18 protein-coding genes are annotated in these 18,542 nt (G+C 68.4%); 1 reads left to right on the top strand and 17 read right to left on the bottom strand.

The window, feature by feature from the left end:
• Window positions 1-7: 7 nt before the first annotated feature.
• The 10 genes from pyrF to ACPXB3_RS02175 form a co-directional block, all read right to left on the bottom strand.
• Complete coding sequence (gene pyrF / locus ACPXB3_RS02220) at window positions 8-829, bottom strand: orotidine-5'-phosphate decarboxylase (RefSeq protein WP_425726198.1); 822 nt, start codon at window positions 827-829, stop codon at window positions 8-10.
• On the bottom strand, window positions 826-4,161 hold the full coding sequence (gene carB / locus ACPXB3_RS02215; RefSeq protein ID WP_425726196.1) for a carbamoyl-phosphate synthase large subunit: 3,336 nt from the start codon (window positions 4,159-4,161) through the stop codon (window positions 826-828). Before carB ends, pyrF begins: the two co-directional genes overlap by 4 nt.
• Window positions 4,161-5,336 carry a glutamine-hydrolyzing carbamoyl-phosphate synthase small subunit gene (gene carA, locus ACPXB3_RS02210; RefSeq protein WP_425702870.1) on the bottom strand — a complete coding sequence of 392 codons (1,176 nt, stop codon included), beginning with the start codon at window positions 5,334-5,336 and terminating at the stop codon, window positions 4,161-4,163. Before carA ends, carB begins: the two co-directional genes overlap by 1 nt.
• Window positions 5,333-5,902: a transporter gene (locus tag ACPXB3_RS02205; protein ID WP_425726194.1), complete on the bottom strand. Its 570-nt coding sequence runs from the start codon at window positions 5,900-5,902 to the stop codon at window positions 5,333-5,335. Before ACPXB3_RS02205 ends, carA begins: the two co-directional genes overlap by 4 nt.
• The gene (locus ACPXB3_RS02200; RefSeq protein ID WP_425726192.1) at window positions 5,899-7,179 is read right to left on the bottom strand and encodes a dihydroorotase; all 1,281 of its coding nucleotides are present in this window, start codon (window positions 7,177-7,179) and stop codon (window positions 5,899-5,901) included. The genes ACPXB3_RS02205 and ACPXB3_RS02200 overlap by 4 nt, the downstream gene beginning before the upstream one ends.
• Window positions 7,180-7,205: 26 nt before the next feature.
• The gene (locus tag ACPXB3_RS02195; protein WP_425702875.1) at window positions 7,206-8,156 is read right to left on the bottom strand and encodes an aspartate carbamoyltransferase catalytic subunit; all 951 of its coding nucleotides are present in this window, start codon (window positions 8,154-8,156) and stop codon (window positions 7,206-7,208) included.
• Window positions 8,156-8,743, bottom strand: coding sequence for a bifunctional pyr operon transcriptional regulator/uracil phosphoribosyltransferase PyrR (pyrR, locus tag ACPXB3_RS02190; RefSeq protein WP_425702877.1), 588 nt, complete (start codon window positions 8,741-8,743; stop codon window positions 8,156-8,158). The genes ACPXB3_RS02195 and pyrR overlap by 1 nt, the downstream gene beginning before the upstream one ends.
• Before the next feature lie 115 nt (window positions 8,744-8,858).
• Window positions 8,859-9,326 (bottom strand): transcription antitermination factor NusB, encoded by a 468-nt coding sequence (gene nusB / locus ACPXB3_RS02185; RefSeq protein ID WP_425702878.1) that lies wholly within the window; start codon window positions 9,324-9,326, stop codon window positions 8,859-8,861.
• A 15-nt stretch (window positions 9,327-9,341) separates the two neighbouring features.
• Window positions 9,342-9,905, bottom strand: a complete 564-nt coding sequence (gene efp, locus ACPXB3_RS02180; protein ID WP_425702879.1) for an elongation factor P — start codon at window positions 9,903-9,905, stop codon at window positions 9,342-9,344.
• Window positions 9,906-9,940: 35 nt separating this feature from the next.
• The gene (locus ACPXB3_RS02175) at window positions 9,941-11,059 is read right to left on the bottom strand and encodes a M24 family metallopeptidase (RefSeq protein ID WP_425726190.1); all 1,119 of its coding nucleotides are present in this window, start codon (window positions 11,057-11,059) and stop codon (window positions 9,941-9,943) included.
• A gap of 102 nt (window positions 11,060-11,161) precedes the next feature.
• Between ACPXB3_RS02175 and ACPXB3_RS02170 the strand changes: the two genes are divergently transcribed.
• On the top strand, window positions 11,162-11,662 hold the full coding sequence (locus ACPXB3_RS02170) for a B-4DMT family transporter (RefSeq protein ID WP_425702883.1): 501 nt from the start codon (window positions 11,162-11,164) through the stop codon (window positions 11,660-11,662).
• A 22-nt stretch (window positions 11,663-11,684) separates the two neighbouring features.
• On the opposite strand, the gene aroB is transcribed toward ACPXB3_RS02170, so the two are convergent.
• From aroB to ruvX, 7 genes are all read right to left on the bottom strand, one after another.
• Window positions 11,685-12,824: a 3-dehydroquinate synthase gene (aroB, locus tag ACPXB3_RS02165; protein WP_425702885.1), complete on the bottom strand. Its 1,140-nt coding sequence runs from the start codon at window positions 12,822-12,824 to the stop codon at window positions 11,685-11,687.
• Window positions 12,821-13,384 carry a shikimate kinase gene (locus tag ACPXB3_RS02160; RefSeq protein ID WP_425702887.1) on the bottom strand — a complete coding sequence of 188 codons (564 nt, stop codon included), beginning with the start codon at window positions 13,382-13,384 and terminating at the stop codon, window positions 12,821-12,823. The genes aroB and ACPXB3_RS02160 overlap by 4 nt, the downstream gene beginning before the upstream one ends.
• Window positions 13,381-14,589, bottom strand: a complete 1,209-nt coding sequence (gene aroC / locus ACPXB3_RS02155; protein ID WP_425702889.1) for a chorismate synthase — start codon at window positions 14,587-14,589, stop codon at window positions 13,381-13,383. Before aroC ends, ACPXB3_RS02160 begins: the two co-directional genes overlap by 4 nt.
• A 60-nt stretch (window positions 14,590-14,649) precedes the next feature.
• Window positions 14,650-15,066, bottom strand: a complete 417-nt coding sequence (locus tag ACPXB3_RS02150; RefSeq protein WP_425702890.1) for an A24 family peptidase — start codon at window positions 15,064-15,066, stop codon at window positions 14,650-14,652.
• A 92-nt stretch (window positions 15,067-15,158) separates the two neighbouring features.
• Complete coding sequence (locus ACPXB3_RS02145) at window positions 15,159-16,067, bottom strand: shikimate dehydrogenase (protein WP_425702954.1); 909 nt, start codon at window positions 16,065-16,067, stop codon at window positions 15,159-15,161.
• Window positions 16,068-16,072: 5 nt separating this feature from the next.
• On the bottom strand, window positions 16,073-17,569 hold the full coding sequence (locus tag ACPXB3_RS02140) for an endolytic transglycosylase MltG (protein ID WP_425726188.1): 1,497 nt from the start codon (window positions 17,567-17,569) through the stop codon (window positions 16,073-16,075).
• A gap of 526 nt (window positions 17,570-18,095) precedes the next feature.
• Complete coding sequence (gene ruvX, locus ACPXB3_RS02135; RefSeq protein ID WP_425702893.1) at window positions 18,096-18,539, bottom strand: Holliday junction resolvase RuvX; 444 nt, start codon at window positions 18,537-18,539, stop codon at window positions 18,096-18,098.
• Window positions 18,540-18,542 lie beyond the last annotated feature (3 nt).

Raw genomic sequence — 18,542 nt, 5'->3', positions numbered from 1 at the left:
GCTACGGCTACTGCAGCGCCGACTCCACCTCGTCGCGCGCGGTCTCGAATGCGCTGCGCACCGCGGCGGCGTCGGGCCCGGCGCGCAGCACTCCGCGCGAGGACGCCGGCAGGAGCCAGCTGAGGTCGGCGTCGGCGAAGACCGCGCCGAGATCTGCGGCCGTGGCGCCCTGAGCGCCGAGTCCGGGTGCGAGGATCGGGCCGGCCAGCGTCGTGAGATCCAGGCCATGTGCGCGGGTCGCCCCGACCACGACGCCCAGCGTTCCCGATCCATCGGTGTTGGCCGCGGCCGCGGCGTCGACGATCCGCTGCCCCACCGGACGCCCGCCGGCGTCGGCGAGCTGCACACCGGCCCCGTCCGGGTTGGAGGTCCGCGCCAGCACGAACGCACCTCGTTGCGCGGCCCGGGCGGCGTCGAAAGCCGGTGCAAGCGAACCGAATCCAAGATATGGAGAGACGGTGACCGCGTCGGCGGCCAGCGGCGAGGAATCGTCGAGCCAGGCCCTGGCATACGCGGCCATCGTCGACCCGATGTCACCACGTTTGGCGTCGGCGAGCACCAGCGCCCCGGCCCCGCGGCATTCGGCGATGACACGTTCGAGTGTCGCGAACCCCGCCGCCCCGAAGGGTTCGAAGAACGCGACCTGTGGTTTGACGACCGCCGCCACCGGGGCGAGTGCCGCAATGCAGATGTCGGCGAACCGGTCGAGTCCGGCCGCGTCCACGCCGAGTCCCCAGCTCTCGAGGAGTTCGGAATGCGGATCGATGCCCGCGCACAGCCGTCCTCTGGTGCCGACCGCGGCACGGAAGCGGGGACCGAAGCCGGTCATTGCTCGTTAACCAGCGCCGCGTGGCGTCGTTGCAGCGCCTCGACGCCCATCCGGTTGCCGCGCGCGGCCTCGATGCCGTGTACCGCGGCACTGGCGCCCTGCACCGTCGTGATACACGGGATGCCGGCCCCGACTGCCGCACTACGGATCTCGTAGCCGTCGACCCGCGGTCCGGACTGGCCGTAGGGGGTGTTGATCACCATCACCACCTCGCCGCTCGCGATGGCGTCGAGAATGGTCGGCTCCCCCGGTACCGACTCGAAGTGTTTGCGTACCGTCGTCGACTCGATGCCGTTGCGGCGCAACACTTCCGCGGTGCCCTCGGTCGCCAGGATGGTGAATCCGAGATCGGCGAGGTGTTTGACCGGGAACAACAGTGCCCGTTTGTCCTTGTTGGCCACCGACACGAAGACCGCACCGGCGGTGGGCAACGATCCGTAGGCGGCCGTCTGCGACTTCGCGAAGGCACGGCCGAAGTCGGCGTCGATGCCCATCACCTCGCCGGTCGACTTCATCTCCGGGCTCAGCAGCACGTCCACCCCGGTCCCGTCATGACGCCGGAACCTGTTGAAGGGCAGCACCGCTTCCTTCACGGCGATCGGTGCGTGCGCCGGGGCGTCGCCGCCGTCACCGGTGGCCAACAGGATGCCCTGATCGCGCAGCTCGGCGATCGAGGTGCCCATCATCACCCGTGCGCACGCCTTGGCCAGCGGCACCGCGGTGGCCTTGGAGACGAAGGGCACGGTACGGCTGGCCCGCGGATTCGCCTCCAGCACATACAGGACGTCGTCCTTGAGCGCGTACTGCACGTTGAGCAGGCCGCGTACCCCGATGCCCTTGGCGAGGGCTTCGGTGGACTCCCGCACCATCGCGAGATCCGATCGTCCGAGCGTCACCGGCGGCAGCGCGCACGCCGAGTCACCGGAATGGATACCTGCCTCCTCGATGTGCTCCATGATCCCGCCGATGTAGACCTCGGTGCCGTCACACAACGCGTCGACGTCGATCTCGACGGCATCCTCGAGGAACCGGTCGACCAGAACGGGATGATCGGGAGTCAATTCCGTGGCACGGGAGATGTAGTCGGCGAGGGACTGCTCGTCGTAGACGATCTCCATTCCCCGGCCGCCGAGTACATACGACGGGCGGACGAGTACCGGGTATCCGATGCGGGCCGCGATGTCGCGGGCGTCGTCGAAGCTGGTGGCGGCACCGAATGCGGGCGCGGGCAGACCGGCGGCGGTGAGCACCTTGCCGAATTCGCCGCGGTCCTCGGCCAGATCGATCGCGGCGGGACTGGTGCCGACGATCGGCACGCCGGCCGCCTCGAGGCGATTGGCCAGGCCCAGCGGGGTCTGGCCGCCGAGCTGCACGATGACGCCGGCCACCGTACCCGAGACCGACTCGGCGTGGAACACCTCGAGCACGTCCTCGAAGGTCAGCGGCTCGAAGTACAGGCGGTCGGCGGTGTCGTAGTCGGTCGAGACGGTCTCGGGATTGCAGTTGACCATGACCGTCTCGTAGCCGGCCTCGCTGAGGGTGAGGGCCGCATGCACACAGGAGTAGTCGAACTCGATGCCCTGACCGATCCGGTTGGGCCCGGAACCGAGGATGAGTACCTTGGGCCGGTCGGGTTGCGGCGCGATCTCACTGATGGCCGCCGGGTCGAGTTCGTAGGTGGAATAGTGGTAGGGGGTGCGGGCCTCGAACTCCGCCGCGCAGGTGTCGACCGTCTTGTACACCGGACGTATCCCGGCGGCGTGGCGGAACTGCCGTACCGCATCCTCGTCGGCGAAATCGCTACGCAGCGCTGCGATCTGGCGATCGGAGAAGCCGGTCGACTTCGCTTCGCGCAGAAGGTCCGGGGACACTGCGTCGGCGTCGCGGATCTGTGCGCCGAGGTCGGCGATGCCGCCGATCTCGGCGAGGAACCACGGGTCGATCGCCGTTGCCTCGTAGAGTTGCTCGATACTCGCACCGGCCTCGAACGCGAGCATGATGCCGTAGAGGCGCCCGTCTTTGGGGGTACGCAACGAGTCGAGGAGAGCATCGAGGTCCAGCGATGCGGGATCGGGTCGGCCCGGCTCGGTCCAGAAGCCGGCGGCCTTGGTCTCCAGCGAACGCATCACCTTGCCCAGCGCCTCGGCGAAGGATCGGCCCAGGCTCATCGCCTCACCCACCGATTTCATCGTCGTGGTGAGGGTGTCGTCGGCTCCCGGGAACTTCTCGAAGGCGAATCGGGGCGCCTTGACCACGACGTAGTCGAGCGTCGGCTCGAAACACGCCGGCGTCTCCTTGGTGATGTCGTTGGTGATCTCGTCGAGGCGGTAGCCGATGGCGAGCTTCGCGGCGATCTTGGCGATCGGGAAACCGGTTGCCTTGGAGGCCAATGCCGATGACCGCGACACACGCGGGTTCATCTCGATGACGATGAGGCGACCGTCGCGGGGGTCCTGCGCGAACTGGATGTTGCAGCCGCCGGTGTCCACACCGACCTCGCGCAGGATATCGATCGAGAGGTCACGCATGATCTGGTATTCGCGGTCGGTCAGCGTCATCGCCGGGGCGACGGTCACCGAGTCCCCGGTGTGCACGCCGACCGGGTCCACGTTCTCGATCGAACAGATGACGACCACGTTGTCGCGGTTGTCGCGCATCAGCTCGAGTTCGTATTCCTTCCAACCGAGGATCGACTCCTCGATCAGCACGTTGGCGGTCGGCGAGGCGGCCAGCCCACCACCGGCGATCCGCTCGAGATCTGCTGCGTCATAAGCCATCCCGGAGCCGAGGCCGCCCATCGTGAACGACGGTCGCACGACGACGGGGTAGCCGAGTTCGGCGACGGTCTCGTGCGCCTCGGCCATCGTGTGGCAGACCCGTGAGCGGGCACTCTCGCCGCCGACCTTGGCCACGATGTCCTTGAACATCTGCCGGTCCTCGCCGCGCTGGATCGCGTCGAAGTCGGCGCCGATCAGCTCTATGCCGTACTTCTCCAGCGAACCCCGGTCATGTAGTGCCACAGCGGCATTGAGCGCCGTCTGACCGCCGAGGGTCGCCAGCACCGCGTCGATGGGGTGCCCGGCGTCGCGCTCGGCCTCGATGACCTTCTCGACGTATTCCGGCGTGATCGGTTCGATGTAGGTCGCGTCGGCGAACTCGGGATCGGTCATGATCGTGGCCGGGTTGGAGTTCACCAGGCTCACCCGCAGTCCCTCCGCCTTGAGGACGCGGCAGGCCTGGGTTCCGGAATAGTCGAACTCGCAGGCCTGGCCGATGACGATCGGTCCGGAGCCGATCACCAGGACATGGGACAGATCGGTGCGGCGCGGCATCAGGCCCTCGTTCCGTTGGCGCGGTCATCCTCGAGGAGGGTGACGAATTTGTCGAAGAGGTAGGCGGCGTCGTGTGGTCCGGCGGCCGCCTCGGGATGGTATTGCACCGAAAAGGCTCGGCCGGAAAGCAATTCGACACCCTCGACGGTGCCGTCGTTGGCGCAGACGTGGCTGACGCGGGCCCGGCCGAAATCGGTGTCGAACTCCTCCCCGGCCTCGCCCTCGAGTGCGAAGCCGTGGTTCTGCGAGGTGATCGACACCTTTCCGGTGGCGTGATCGATGACCGGGATGTTGATTCCGCGATGGCCGAAGGCCATCTTGTAGGTGCCGCGGCCCAGCGCGCGGCCGAGGATCTGGTTGCCAAAACAGATGCCGAACAACGGCAGGTCTGCACCGAGGACCTCGCGGGTCAGTGCGACCGCGGTGTCGGCTGTTGCCGGGTCGCCGGGGCCGTTGGACAGGAACACCCCGTCGGGCTTCAGCCCGGCGATCGTCTCGAACGAGGTGTCCGCGGGCAGTACATGCACGGCCACTCCCCGTTCGGCGAACATCCGGGGGGTGTTGGTCTTGATTCCCAGGTCTATCGCGGCGACGGTGAAGCGCGTCTTCGCTCCCGCTGCCGGCTCGACGAGATATCCGGCGTCGGTGGATACCTCGCCGGCCAGGTCGGCGCCCTTCATCTCGGGTTGACTGCGCACCCGGTTCAGGAGTTCGTCGTCGGCGGCGAGCGCCGGGCCGGAGAACACGCCGGCGCGCATCGAACCGTGATCGCGCAGCACCCGCACCACGGTGCGGGTGTCGATGCCGGCGATACCGACCACACCCTGCGTGCTCAGTTCATCCTCGAGAGTCGTTGTCGCGCGCCAATTCGACACGCGCCGAGTGGGATTGCGGATCGCGTAACCGGCCACCCAGATCTTCCCGGAATCGCCGTCGAGGTGGTCGCTGCCCGCACTGCCCGCGGACTCCCCGTCCTCGGTGTTCCATCCGGTGTTGCCGATCTGCGGAGCGGTTGCCACCACGATCTGGCGGTGATAGCTGGGATCGGTGAGGGTCTCCTGGTATCCGGTCATCGCCGTGCAGAACACGGCCTCGCCGAGCGTCTCGCCGACGGCGCCGTAAGCGCGACCGGTAAAGACCTGGCCGTTCTCGAGCACCAGTACCGCTGCGGTCATTGTCCATTCCTCTGTTCGGTATCGGGCTGCGCCGGGTCGGGCTGCGAAGCCGGCGCGGAAGTGTCTGCGGGAACCTCGAATTCGGCGATCCACGAGGCGTAGACGGCCTTGTCGTCGGCGCGGAATCCGGTGTCGAGCTCGGTACCGGAGGGCAGTATCCAGCGGATCACCAACACGCCGGCGGCGCCCATCACCTTGCCCGCGTGGCCACGTTCGGTGCGGATTGCGGTGATCGCCGCCCGCGGAATCCAGACATCGGTGGCCCCGTTGCGCTCGATGTGGATTCCCGTGGGATGGGCGCGGAACGTGGCGGCGGCGCGATCCCCGTAGTCGCCGACCGCGACCCGGTTCTGCCAGCTGGGCGCGAAGGTGGCGCCCAGATACATGCCGGAGTCGGGACCGAGCAACGTGTCACCGGGATCGGCCGGCACGGATGGGACTTCACCGATTGCGTCGGCCTGTCGGCGGCCCCGGTTGCGCCATCCGCGCAGCAACGCGACCACCAGGGCCAGCCACACCGCCAGGACGACGATCACGATGATGAGGTCGAGGAGGATCTCGTTCATGCGCTCGCCTGCCCGCCACGTGCGGTGACGACACCGCGCAGCAAGGTGGCGGTGACCCGCGCCGACATCGTCATCTCCTCGTACGGGGTGTTCGACGAGAGACTGGCCAGCTGGTCGCCACGCACCACCCAGGAGGCATCGGGATCGACGATCGTGAGGTTGGCCGGTTCACCGACCGCGATCGGCCGTCCCTGATCGGTGAGACCGGCGATCTGCGCCGGCCGTTCGCTCATCACGCGCGCCACGCCACGCCAGTCGAGCAGTCCCGGGGTCAGCATCGTGTCGACGACGATGGCCAGCGCCGTCTCCAATCCGAGCATGCCGGGTTTGGCGATCGCGAACTCGCAGCATTTGTCCTGTGCGGCGTGCGGTGCGTGGTCGGTGGCGACGCAGTCGACGATGCCGTCGGCGAGGGCCCGGCGCAGCGCGCGGGTGTCGCGCTCCTCCCGAAGCGGCGGATTCACCTTGTTGACCGGGTCGTAGGTCGTGAGGCGTTCGTCGGTGAGCGACAGGTGATGCGGGGTGACCTCGGCGGTGATGGCGATGCCCTGATCCTTGGCCCAGCGCAGCAGTTCGACGGTGCCCTCGGTGGATGCGTGGCAGATGTGGACGCGGGCCCCGGCGTCGCGGGCGAGCAACGCATCGCGCACCACGATCGATTCCTCGGCGGCGCGTGGCCACCCGGTCAGGCCCAGCCGGGCTGCGACCGGACCCTCGTGCGCGATCGACCCCTTGGTCAACCGTGGTTCCTCGGCATGCTGGGCGATCAGGACATCGAGCCCCCTGGCGTACTCGAGGGCCCGGCGCATCATCAGTGGGTCGTGTACGCACTTGCCGTCATCGCTGAACATCCGGACACCTGCCGCACCGGCGGCCATCATGCCCATCTCGGCGAGCTGCGTACCGCCCAGACCGACGGTCACCGCTCCTACGGGGTGTACATCGACCAGGCCGACGTCGCGCCCGACCCGCCACACATTGTCGGTGATGGTGGCGTTGTCGGCGACCGGGTCGGTGTTGGCCATCGCGAAGACCGCGGTGTACCCGCCGAGTGCGGCGGCCCGCGATCCGGTGCGGATGGTCTCGGTGTCCTCGCGGCCGGGTTCACGCAGGTGGGTGTGCAGGTCGACGAACCCGGGCAGCAGGATCTTGCCGCCACCGTCGATGCGCTGCGCATCGGCGGGCACCGTGACCGAGGCCCCGATCTCGGCGATCTCGCCGTCGACGACGACCACGTCGACCAGATCGTCGCCATACGGCCGAACTTGCTGGAGCACAACAGTTCCCGTGCTCTTCTGGCCACTCACTGGGACACTCCTGTCTGTTCGGTGCCGACGAGCAGACGGAACAGCACCGCCATCCGCACGTGCACTCCGTTGCGCACCTGCTCGAGGACCGTCGCCTGCGGGGCGTCGGCAACCGAGAACCCGATCTCCATGCCACGCAACATCGGACCCGGATGCAGAATCACCGCATCCTCCCCGAGGAGCTCGCGCCGCCGCTCGGACAGTCCGTAGCGCACCGAGTACTCCCGCGAACTCGGGAAGAATCCGCCGTTCATGCGTTCGGCCTGCACCCGCAGCATCATCACCGCATCCACCGCGGGCAGTTCGGCGTCGAGGTCGGCCGAGACGGTGACCGGCCACGACTCGACTCCCACCGGCAACAGGGTCGGCGGCGCCACGAGCACCACCTCGGCGCCCAGCGTCGAGAGCAGATGCGCATTGGACCGGGCCACCCGCGAGTGCAGGACATCACCGACGATCGCAACGCGCCGACCGGTCAGCGAACCGAGACGCTGTCGCAGGGTCAGGGCGTCGAGCAGCGCCTGAGTGGGGTGCTCGTGCGTGCCGTCACCGGCGTTGATCACCGCGGGGCCGTCGCCGTCGGTACCCGCGGTCCACTGCGCAATCTGTTGCGCCGCACCCGAAGCCGGGTGCCGCACGATCAGGGCGTCGGCACCGATGGCGCGCAATGTCATTGCGGTGTCCCGTAGCGATTCACCCTTGCCTGCCGACGAACTCGACGCCGACACGTTGATCACGTCGGCGCTCATCCATTTGCCCGCGGTCTCGAAGGACACGCGGGTGCGGGTGGAGTTCTCATAGAACACCGTCATCACGGTGCGCCCGCGCAGGGTGGGTAGTTTGCGGACCTCACGACCGGCCAGCGCCTGCTCGAAACGCTGCGCCTCGTCGAGCAGTTCGGTCGCCTCCTGCGCCGACAGTCCTTCGGTGGACAACAGGTGGCGCATCAGCGCTCCTCCGCCCCGGACGCGGTGAGCACGACCTCGTCGACCTCATCGTGTTCGGTGAGATGCACTGCGACGTTCTCGTCCCGTGAGGTGGGGATGTTCTTGCCGACATAGTCTGCGCGCAAGGGCAATTCGCGATGACCGCGATCGATGAGCACGGCCAGCTGTACGGCGTCGGGGCGACCGAGATCACGCAGCGCATCGAGCGCGGCGCGGACCGTGCGGCCTGAATAGAGGACGTCGTCGACGAGGACGACGATCGCGTGGTCCACACCGCCGGCGGGCACCATCGTCCGCTCGAGCGGGCGATGTGGCTTGTCGCGCAGATCATCACGATAGAGCGTGATGTCGAGATAGCCGACCGGAATCTCCCGGCCCGCGAATTCGGCGATCTTCGCCGCCAGCCGATCGGCGAGAGCAGTACCCCGAGTGGGGATTCCGATGATGATGACGCGAGGTGCGTCGGGGGCGTCGAGTGCGTTCTTCTCGATCACCTGATGCGCGACCCGGGCGATGGTGCGGGAGACGTCACCGGCATCGAGGAGAACTCGCCGACCCGAGGCGGCACCGTTGGTGGGCGTGACCACGCCGACCTCCTTCTCCGCCTCACGGGACGGATCGTTAAAGGATGTCTGTCGGCTTCACCCTACACCGGGCCACCGGTCGGAAACGAACCGGCAGGGGCCCGAACCGCCGAGGCGATCACGGATTGTCGTGATCGGATCCGGCGGCCTGCGCGGCCCGGACCTGGGGTGCGAGTTCGGCGATCGTGCCCAGCACCCCGTTGACGAACGCGGGCGAGTCGTCGGTGGACAGTTCTTTGGCCAACTCGACGGCCTCGTCGACCACCACCACCGGGTCGACATCGGTGGCGTTGAACAGTTCCCACGTGGCCAGGCGCAGGATCGCGCGGTCCACCGCAGGCAGGCGATCGAGCGTCCACCCTTTCAGATGCGACGAGACCACGGCGTCGATCTGGGCGCCGTCGGTGTCCAGTCCGTCGATCACGCGGGCGGTGTAGGGATGGATCTGCCCCACACTCTCGTCGCTCTGCACGAGCGTGCGCCGTTCACCGACGAGGTCGGCCGGACTGACGCCCTTGGCCTCCGCCTCGAAGAGCAGGTCGATGGCGCGCCGCCGCGCCTTGTGCCGGGTTCCGGGTTGCTTCACGTGTGATGATCTCGCTCAGCTGTTGACGCGGCCGAGGTAGCTGCCGTCGCGTGAGTCGACTTTCAGCTTGTCGCCGGTGTTGATGAACAACGGAACCGCGATCTCGGTGCCGGTCTCGAGCGTGGCCGGCTTGGTGCCGCCGGTGGAGCGGTCGCCCTGCAGGCCGGGATCGGTGTGGGTGACCTCGAGCTCGACGGTGACCGGCAGCTCGACGAACAGCGCAAGACCCTCGTTCAGCGAGACCTGCACGGTCATGTTCTCGAGCAGGAAACGGGCACCGTCACCGACGGTGTCCGGCGCGATCGGATACTGCTCGTAGTCCTGGGTGTCCATGAAGACGTAGTCGGTGCCGTCGTTGTACAGGTAGGTCATGTCCCGGCGGTCGACGGTGGCGGTCTCGACCTTCACACCGGCGTTGAAGGTCTTGTCGACGGTCTTACCCGAGAGGACGTTCTTGATCTTGGTCCGCACGAAGGCCGGTCCCTTACCGGGCTTGACGTGCTGGAACTCCTGGATCTGCCACAGCTGCTGGTCCATGCGCAGCACGAGGCCGTTCTTGAAGTCGGCGGTGGTCGCCATAGGTGTCGTCTCTTCCTTCTCGCGGGGCAGAACCGTCAGATGACGGTGAATGTCTTGTCGCTGGCGGTCAGCAGCTCCGGATCGCCGTCCGTGACGACGAGGGTGTCCTCGATCCTGACTCCGCCTCGCCCCGGGAGGTAGACCCCGGGTTCCACGGTCACCGCTGCGCCGCAAGGCAGTGTACCCGTCGCGAGTTTGCCGATCCCCGGCGCTTCGTGGATCTCGAGACCGACGCCGTGCCCTAGTCCGTGCACATAGTCCGGACCGTGACCGGCATCGGCGATCACCGTCCGTGCCGCCGCGTCCACCTCGCGCAGGTCTGCCCCCGGCTTCAGCGCCGCCCGTCCGGCGGCCTGCGCGGTCGCCACCAACTCATAGATCTCGCGCTGCCAGTCCGCTGCGCGCGACAACACGAAGGTGCGCGTCATGTCCGAGTGATACCCACCGAACACGGCTCCGAAATCGATCTTCACGAGGTCACCGTCGGCGAGGACGTCGTGTGTCGGGCGATGATGCGGGATGGCCGAGTTGGCGCCGGCGGCCACGATCGTCTCGAAGGCGACGGCGTCGGCCCCGCGGCGATACATCTCCCACTCGAGCGCTCTGGCCACCTCGCGCTCGGTGGACCCGGCACGCAACACACCCTCGGCGATGATCGCGGTCAACGCCTCGTCACCGATCTCGCACGCCCGCCGCAGCAACGTGATCTCGCCGGCATCCTTGACCTCGCGCAAACCCTCCACCAGGCCCGACCGGCCCACCAGCTCCACCTCGCCGGCGAGCTGCACCGCACTCAACCGTCGATGCGCGGAGACGCTCAACGCATCCGCCTCGAAACCGATGCGCCGCGCCCCGGCCCCGGCTGCGATCCGCAGCAACTCGGGCGGGCAGTCGCGGGCGATGACGGCCATCAGATCACCGGACTGTTCGGCAACCTGGGTCTCATACCGGCCGTCGGTGCAGATCCGGTCGCCGGCGGGGCCCGTCGCCCCACCGGTCCAGATCAACGCCGCTCCATTGGAACCGGTGAACCCGGTCAGATAGCGCAGGTTGGTCAGGTCGGTGACCAGGAAGGCATCGGCGGAAGCGTCTCCGGAACCGATGAGTGCACGCAGCCGGTCACGCCGGCCGGCGTGGTCGTGGATGACGGTCATTGCTCCAGGTTACGACGCAGCCGATGAGTGCGAGCAGTGGCTGCGACGCCCAAGTGTGGCCAACAGCACTGTCGCGACTGACTGTCTAGTAACCTGTTCCGCATGCTCTCCTCCTGGTTGCTGCGCGGCGTGTTCATGACCGCCGTCCATGTCGTCGCCCGCGTGCTGCTCGGCCTCGCCATCATCCACGCTCCCCTGCATTCGACGGTGTGGAAGACGATCGCCGTCGCCGCGGTCGTGCTGATCGCGTTGCTGTGGGGCGGGGTCGACGGCATCGCCGACGCCCGCGCCAACCCGGACCCCGATGACTACGGTGACCTCACCGTCCGCTGGCTCAAGGCCGGTGTGTTCGCCGGGCTGGTCGCCGGTCTGATCTCCTGGATTCTCGGGAACTTCGTGTTCTCCGGCATCGGCGAGGCGAGCCTGTGGGTCGAACTGTTCGCGGGCGGCTCGTTCACCGCATTGCTGATCTTCGCGCCCGCCTTCGTCGGCGCCGCAGTCGGCCGCTGGCTGGTACGCCGCGATCAGCGCAAGAACGCTCGCAACGACGACTGGTCGGTACATCCCGACGCGCAGCCGACCGAGCAGATCGAACGGGTCTGAACCGTTCGATCTGCCTGTTTGCTCACAGCAGGGTGGCGCCGTCGGGCGTGACGTCTGCGGCGACCGCCGAATATGCCGCCGCGATCAGCGACGGGTCCGGTCCCTCGAGACGTCCGGGCTTGGCCAGTCCGTCGAGCACGACGAAGCGCATCACACCCGAACGGTTCTTCTTGTCACCGGCCATCGTCTGCAGTAGGTCACCGAGGGCGTCGGCGTCGTAGCTCACGGGCAGGCCGACCATCGAGAGGATCGCGGCGTGGCGGTCGGCCGTCTCGTCGTCGAGTCGTCCGGCCAGACGGGCGAGTTCGGCGGCGAACACCAGTCCTACCGAGACCGCCGCACCGTGCCGCCAGCGGTACCGTTCACGCCGCTCGATGGCGTGACCGAGGGTGTGCCCGTAATTGAGGATCTCGCGCAGCGAGGATTCCTTGAGATCGACCGATACGACGTCGGCCTTGACCTGCACCGAGCGGCGGATCAGTTCGGGTAGCACAGGTCCGGCGGGATCGGTTGCCGCGGCCGGGTCGGCCTCGATCAGGTCGAGGATCACCGGGTCGGCGATGAACCCGGTCTTGATGACCTCCGCGAGTCCGGCGATCACCTCGTTGCGGGGCACCGTCTCCAGCGTCGCGATGTCGATCAAGACGGCGTCGGGCTCGTGGAACGACCCCACCAGGTTCTTGCCCGCGTCGGTGTTGATTCCGGTCTTGCCGCCGATGGCGGCATCGACCATCGCCAGCAGGGTCGTCGGCACATGAATGACCCCGATCCCGCGCATCCAGGTCGCGGCGACGAACCCGGCGAGATCGGTGGCGGCGCCGCCGCCCAGCGAGATGATCTTGTCGTTGCGCTTCAGTCCGATCCGGCCGCACACCTCCCAGCAGAACGCGGCCACGGCGAGGTCCTTGCCGTCTTCGGCGTCGGGAATCTCCACCCGGTGGGCGTCGAAACCCTTGTCGGACAGGAATTCTCGGATCTGCTCTGCGGTCTGCGCAAGAGTCGGCTGGTAGAGGATCGCGATCCGGTCGGCACCCTCGGCCGCCGCGGCGAGCTCACCGAGCAGTCCACGGCCGATGATCACGTCGTAGGGCGAACCAGCAGAGACCCGGATCCGCACCGGATCGGTGGTGGACTGTTCGGGATGGGAGGTGTGCTCGCTCATGGGGTCCTCTCGGGTACGAGTTCGCGGGCGATGGCGGCGATGATCGTGTCGGCGACGTCGTGTGCGTCCCCGCGTGCGGCATCCACCTCGATGGTCGCGACCTCGGCGTAGGTGCCGGCCCGCTCGGCGAGCAGTAGGCGGTAACGCTCGGCCGGATCGGCGCCCGCCAGCAGTGGCCGATCGGAACCGGACACCCGCGCGAATCCGGCGTCGGCGTCGACCTTCAGGTGCACCACGCGATGCCCACCGAGCGCGTCGCGTACGGCCTCGGTGGTGACCGCTCCGCCGCCCAGGGCGACCACGCCGCGGTGACGTTCCAGGACGTCGAGGACGACCTCGGATTCGATCTGCCGGAAGCGTTCGGCACCGGCGTCGGCGAAGATCTCCGGGATGGCCTGGCCGGTCCGCTGCACGATCTCGCAGTCGGTGTCGACGAGGTCGACACCGAGCTGGTCGGCGAGCACGCGTCCGACGGTGGACTTTCCGGCTCCCATGAACCCGACGAGCACGGCGACCGGGCGTTGCGGCCCACCGGTCACCGGTGGCTGTGCGCCGGTCATGATCGCGGTGGCCGGGACTCGATGTGTTTGAGGTAGCCGTGCAGGTTCTCGCCGGTCTCGGTGACCGAATCGCCACCGAACTTCTCCAGCGCGGCCTGCGCCAGGACCAGGGCGACCATGGCCTCGGCCACCACCCCGGCGGCGGGCACGGCGCACACGTCGGAACGTTGGTGGATGGCCACGGCCGGATCGCCGGTGCTCATGTCGATGGTCGACAGCGCGCGCGGCACCGTGGAGATCGGCTTCATCGCCACCCGGACGCGTACGTCCTCACCGTTGGTCATGCCACCCTCGAGGCCACCGGCCCGATTGGTCGAGCGCAGCACACCATCGGGGCCGGGCACCATCTCGTCATGGGCGGCGCTGCCCCGACGACGCGCCGTCGCGAAACCGTCACCGACCTCGACACCCTTGATGGCCTGGATGCCCATCAGGGCACCGGCCAGACGTGCGTCGAGCCGGGTCTCGCCGCTGACATGGGAGCCGAGCCCGACGGGCACGTTCGTGGCGAGGACCTCGACCACCCCGCCGAGGGTGTCGCCGTCCTTCTTGGCGGCCTCGATCTCGGCGATCATCGCCACCTGCGCATCGTGGCCGTATGCGCGAACCGGACTCGCGTCGATCGCCTCGAGATCGGCATAGCGCGGCGGCGGGCCGTCATAGGGTTCGCTCGCCCCGATCGAGATCACATGCGAGAGGACATCGATGCCGAATACCTGCCGCAAGAAGTTTCGCGCCACGGTGCCGGCCGCGACTCGTGCTGCGGTCTCGCGCGCACTTGCACGTTCGAGCACCGGACGCGCGTCGTCGAAGCCGTACTTGAGCATTCCGGAGTAGTCGGCATGCCCGGGCCGCGGGCGTGTCAGCGGCGCGTTACGGGCGCTGTCCTCGAGATCGGCGGGATCGACCGGATCGGCGGCCATCACCGTCTCCCACTTGGGCCACTCGGTGTTGCCGATCTCGATGGCGATCGGGCCACCCATCGAGAACCCGTGACGCAGGCCGCCGATTATCGTGATCTGGTCGGCCTCGAACTTCATGCGGGCGCCGCGACCATAACCGAGGCGGCGACGAGCCAGTTGTTCGGCGATATCCGACGAGGTGATCTCTACTCCGGCGACCATTCCCTCGACGATCGCCATGAGTGCCGGGCCATGTGACTCTCCGGCTGTTATCCAGCGCAACACAAGGATCAATTGTTCCATGCGGGCCACCTGCACCGCGAACAGCCTTGATCGGCATGCCCGGCGGAGCCCACCGGCTCCTCATCCGAGTGCGAACCCGAGGACGACCACGATGACGGCAGCGGTGACGAGGGTAGGGCCGTGGGGACGCCGGCGCGGACCGGCACGACGATGGACGACCAGGAGACCGACCTGGGCGAGCACGACCATCACCAGCGCCGACATCGGATGAGCAAGCAATCCGCCGAGCACGAATCCGAGCTTGACGTCGGCTCCCCCGCACCGGCCGCACACGAACGCCACCAGATAGCCGACGGACCCGGCGGCCGCCGCGAAGAGCACCTCCGGGTGGGCGCAACCGGCGACGCCGACCCCGAGCACGCCCGGCCACAACAGAGCATTCGGGATGCGGCCGGTGCGCCGGTCCGTCTCGGCGATCACCGCCAACCACCCCGCGAGGAGGATGAGGGCCGTCAGCGACATGTCCGGGAGGATCACGTCCGTCAGTCTCGCCCACCACGGTGCACGCGCCCCGCGCCTCTTCGGCGAATCGGTTCCCGACTGTGGACGGAGGTCTGTCTGGGGAGTGGTCAGGATGCCGCGTCGCGGCCGGCGAAGACCGTCTCCATCGCCGCGCGCGGGGCGGGTGAACCGGTGAACTGCTCGACCTGGCTGAATGCCTGGTTCAGCAGCATCACCAGTCCCCCGGCGACCTGCCCGCCGGCAGCGCGCACCGCGGTGGCCAGCGGGGTCGGCCACGGGTCGTAGATGACGTCGACGACCCGCCGCGACGCCGCAAGTGCATCGAGTACCGGTGTCGTTGCGGCGGCAGGGACGGTGGACACGGTCACCGCGGCGCCGGCACACCGCGACCGCAGGCCGGTGTCGGCGGCGAAGGGCACCACCCGCACCCTCATCCCGAGACGCTCGGCGAGGGCGCGGACCCCGTCGGCCCGGTCGGCGCTGCGCGCCACGACGGTCACCTCGGCGATCCCGATGGCCGCGAGCGCGGCCATAGTCGGCAAGGCGGTGCCACCGGCACCGACGACAACCGCCGAGTCCGTCGCTTCGCCGCCGGCAACGCGTTCGCGCACGCCGAGTCGGTCCAGCGCACCCGTCATCCCGTCGATGTCGGTACAGTCCGCGCGCCACCCGGCGCGGGTACGTACGAGGGTGTTCGCCGATCCGACGAGCACCGCCCGGTCGGTCCGCGTGTCGGCGACCTCGAGTGCGGCGAGTTTGCCGGGCATCGTCACCGAGAACCCCACCTGCGCGTCGGGTGCCGATGCGACGATCCCGGCCAGCGCCTCGGCGGTGCACTCGATCCGGGTGTATACCCAGTCGCTCAGACCCAGCGCCCGATAGGCGGCCAGATGCAGGTCCGGCGACCGCGAGTGCGACACCGGTGATCCGAGTACCGCGGCGCGTCGTGCGCTACGCCCGCCGATCGGATCGTGCAGTGGCGGACGCCCCAGCGGCAGAACAGGATTCACCGACATGCCGCTCACCGACAGGTGATGAATTTGTTCTCGCACGCGGTGTTGATGTTGCGGCGATGCTGATCGAAGTCGTCAGTGAACAAGGTCGTTCCCTTGGAGTCGACTGTCACGAAGTACAGCCAGTTGCCGTCGGCCGGTTGCTCCATCGCCTCGAGTGCCGGTTCTTCCACCGCACCGATCGGTGTGGGCGGAAGGCCCTTCTGCACGTAGGTGTTCCACGGCGTATTGGCCTTGAGTGCGTCGTCGTGCAGATTCAGGTCGACGATGTTGGCGGTGTAGTTGGCCGTCGAATCGAACTCGAGACGCTGTCCTTTGGCGAGCCGGTTCAGAATGACGCGCGCGACCTTGGGATAGTCCTCGGGCTGCACTTCGCCCTGCAGCAACGAGGCGGCGACCAACGTCTGGTACGAGCTGAGACCGGACTCGTTGTGGCTCAACAAGCCCCACCCCTCGTACTTACGCGCACTCGTGGTGATCAGCGAGCTCAGGATCTCGGTGGGATTGTCGTGCGGGTCGATGTCCTCCCAGGTGCCCGGCGCGATGAGGCCCTCGATGCGGCGATGATCGCCGTCGAGTGCGGTGACCGCGTCCCGCGCCCAGGCGGGTACGCCGAGTTCGGCGACACCAGCCTTCGCCGCGGCCTCCTCGAGTTGCTGTTGGGTCACCCCGAGCCGCCGGCCGTTGACCTCGACGCCGGACTGATCGGCGATCATCTCCAGGATGCCCGGAGTCACCCGGCCGGAGGTGTCACGCTTGGTGTCCAGCGGGGTGCCCGGAGGCACGACGATCCGCCCGACACGGTTTGCCGAATCGGGGTTGGTCATCATCTTCACCGCCACCGCCGCGGGGACCTGGGTACGCAACTTGTAATAGCCGCTGGACAGCGATGCACCATCAGCTGCGTCGACGAAGGCGCGGACACTGCCGACCACGTCGTCGTCGACCAAGATCCCGCCGATCTGCTTGATCGACGAGTCGTCCGGGACGTGCACGAGGACGTCGGCGGTTCCGGCCGCGTTCGAGTAGTCCTTGCGCGAGTCCAGCAACCCGGCCTTCTGTGCACCCCAATAGCCCACTCCGGCAATCACCGCCAGCATGACGACCAGCACGACGGCCACGCCGATCCGGCGGCGGCGACGACGTGCGATGGCCGCGGGCCGCCGTTCGGGGTGCTCGTCCGGCTCGGGCGCCGGCGCGGCAACAATCAGGTCATCGGTGCCGTCTTGACCGTCGGGTGTCCCGATCGCATCCGGCCGGGCCTCGTCCGGGCCGGCATCGGAATAGGCGGGGTCGGGGTCGGGGTATGCGGTATCGGGGTACGCGGGGTCGTCATGGACGGTGGTGTCCTCGTACCGGGCGGCCGCGGCGGGCTCGATACGTTGCGGCGCAGCGCGGCGCGGGGGCGACAAGTGTGAGCGCTCGTAGCGCTCCGACGCCGGGGCCCGAGCGGGTGTGGGGCGTACCGACCGGCCGCGCAGGGACGGCGCCTCGGCCGATGGCATCTGCGGCGGTGGCGACTGCGGCGGTGGCGACTGCGGCGGTGGCATCTGCGGCGGTGGCGACTGCCGAAGCGCCGGCGGTTGCCGTATCGGCGGCGGTTGCCGACGCGGTGGGGTCTGCCGGGGCGGTGGCGTCTGCTGGGGCGGTGGCGTCTGCTGGGGCGGTGGCGTCTGCTGGGGCACTGCAGCCCAAGAACCCGACGGCGATCCCGCCGAGCCGGAACGGCGGCGCCGATGGCGGCTGCCGGGTCCCCCGTCGACCGGTTGGGTGAAGTACCTCAGTCGATCCGGGTCCATCCCCTCGCCGGCACGCTCCCCGCCCGAGTGTCCCTCCCTCGCAGGCTCGGAATGCTCTCGATGGCGATTCCGATGCCGTTCGTCGCTCACCGCGAATACCCTCCCTGGTTCCGGTTCGACGGTCGGCGCACGCACCCGATCGTCCCCCGGCACATGCGCGAATTGCGCACCACACCGGCCCTGGACCGACCGGACCCTCCGGTCGGCCGACGCGTCGACGATGCCCACGAGGTCATCGTCGCGCGTCCAGCCATCCCTGCAGAATAGCGACCGCGGCCGCCTGATCAATCACCGAACGTGACGACTTCGCCGAACGTCCACTCGCGCGCAGGGCCTGGGCGGCGGTGACGGTGGTGAGTCGTTCGTCGACGTATTCGACGGGCACCGGCGCGATCGCGGTGGTCAGCGCATCGCCGAACTCCCGAGCGGCGGCGACCGCGTGCCCGTCGGTGTTGCGCAGCGTCTTGGGCAGGCCGACGATCACGCCGATCGCCTCGTACTCGGCCACCAATTCCGCGATCCTCGCCACATCCGCACCGCCGGCCGTGTCGCGCCGCACGGTCTCGACTGGCGTCGCCAGAATGCCGTCCGGATCACACACCGCCACCCCGATGCGCACGCTGCCGACGTCGATCCCGAGGCGGCGACCGCGTCGCCACGGCTCGCGAGGCGGCATCTG

The sequence above is a fragment of the Gordonia sp. DT219 genome, assembly GCF_049847065.1.
Taxonomy (GTDB): domain Bacteria; phylum Actinomycetota; class Actinomycetes; order Mycobacteriales; family Mycobacteriaceae; genus Gordonia.
The sequence above is the reverse complement of the archived record's forward strand: the minus strand, read 5'-3'. Positions and strand labels throughout refer to the sequence as shown.

What these genes read in the sequence shown, in the direction of transcription:
- pyrF (WP_425726198.1), bottom strand. Translation starts at nt 829, where the DNA reads ATGACCGGCTTCGGTCCCCGCTTCCGTGCCGCGGTCGGCACCAGAGGA.
- carB (WP_425726196.1), bottom strand. Translation starts at nt 4,161, where the DNA reads ATGCCGCGCCGCACCGATCTGTCCCATGTCCTGGTGATCGGCTCCGGA.
- carA (WP_425702870.1), bottom strand. Translation starts at nt 5,336, where the DNA reads ATGACCGCAGCGGTACTGGTGCTCGAGAACGGCCAGGTCTTTACCGGT.
- ACPXB3_RS02205 (WP_425726194.1), bottom strand. Translation starts at nt 5,902, where the DNA reads ATGAACGAGATCCTCCTCGACCTCATCATCGTGATCGTCGTCCTGGCG.
- ACPXB3_RS02195 (WP_425702875.1), bottom strand. Translation starts at nt 8,156, where the DNA reads ATGCGCCACCTGTTGTCCACCGAAGGACTGTCGGCGCAGGAGGCGACC.
- efp (WP_425702879.1), bottom strand. Translation starts at nt 9,905, where the DNA reads ATGGCGACCACCGCCGACTTCAAGAACGGCCTCGTGCTGCGCATGGAC.
- ACPXB3_RS02175 (WP_425726190.1), bottom strand. Translation starts at nt 11,059, where the DNA reads ATGACCGTCATCCACGACCACGCCGGCCGGCGTGACCGGCTGCGTGCA.
- ACPXB3_RS02170 (WP_425702883.1), top strand. Translation starts at nt 11,162, where the DNA reads ATGCTCTCCTCCTGGTTGCTGCGCGGCGTGTTCATGACCGCCGTCCAT.
- aroB (WP_425702885.1), bottom strand. Translation starts at nt 12,824, where the DNA reads ATGAGCGAGCACACCTCCCATCCCGAACAGTCCACCACCGATCCGGTG.
- ACPXB3_RS02160 (WP_425702887.1), bottom strand. Translation starts at nt 13,384, where the DNA reads ATGACCGGCGCACAGCCACCGGTGACCGGTGGGCCGCAACGCCCGGTC.
- aroC (WP_425702889.1), bottom strand. Translation starts at nt 14,589, where the DNA reads ATGGAACAATTGATCCTTGTGTTGCGCTGGATAACAGCCGGAGAGTCA.
- ACPXB3_RS02145 (WP_425702954.1), bottom strand. Translation starts at nt 16,067, where the DNA reads ATGTCGGTGAATCCTGTTCTGCCGCTGGGGCGTCCGCCACTGCACGAT.
- ACPXB3_RS02140 (WP_425726188.1), bottom strand. Translation starts at nt 17,569, where the DNA reads ATGCCATCGGCCGAGGCGCCGTCCCTGCGCGGCCGGTCGGTACGCCCC.
- ruvX (WP_425702893.1), bottom strand. Translation starts at nt 18,539, where the DNA reads ATGCCGCCTCGCGAGCCGTGGCGACGCGGTCGCCGCCTCGGGATCGAC.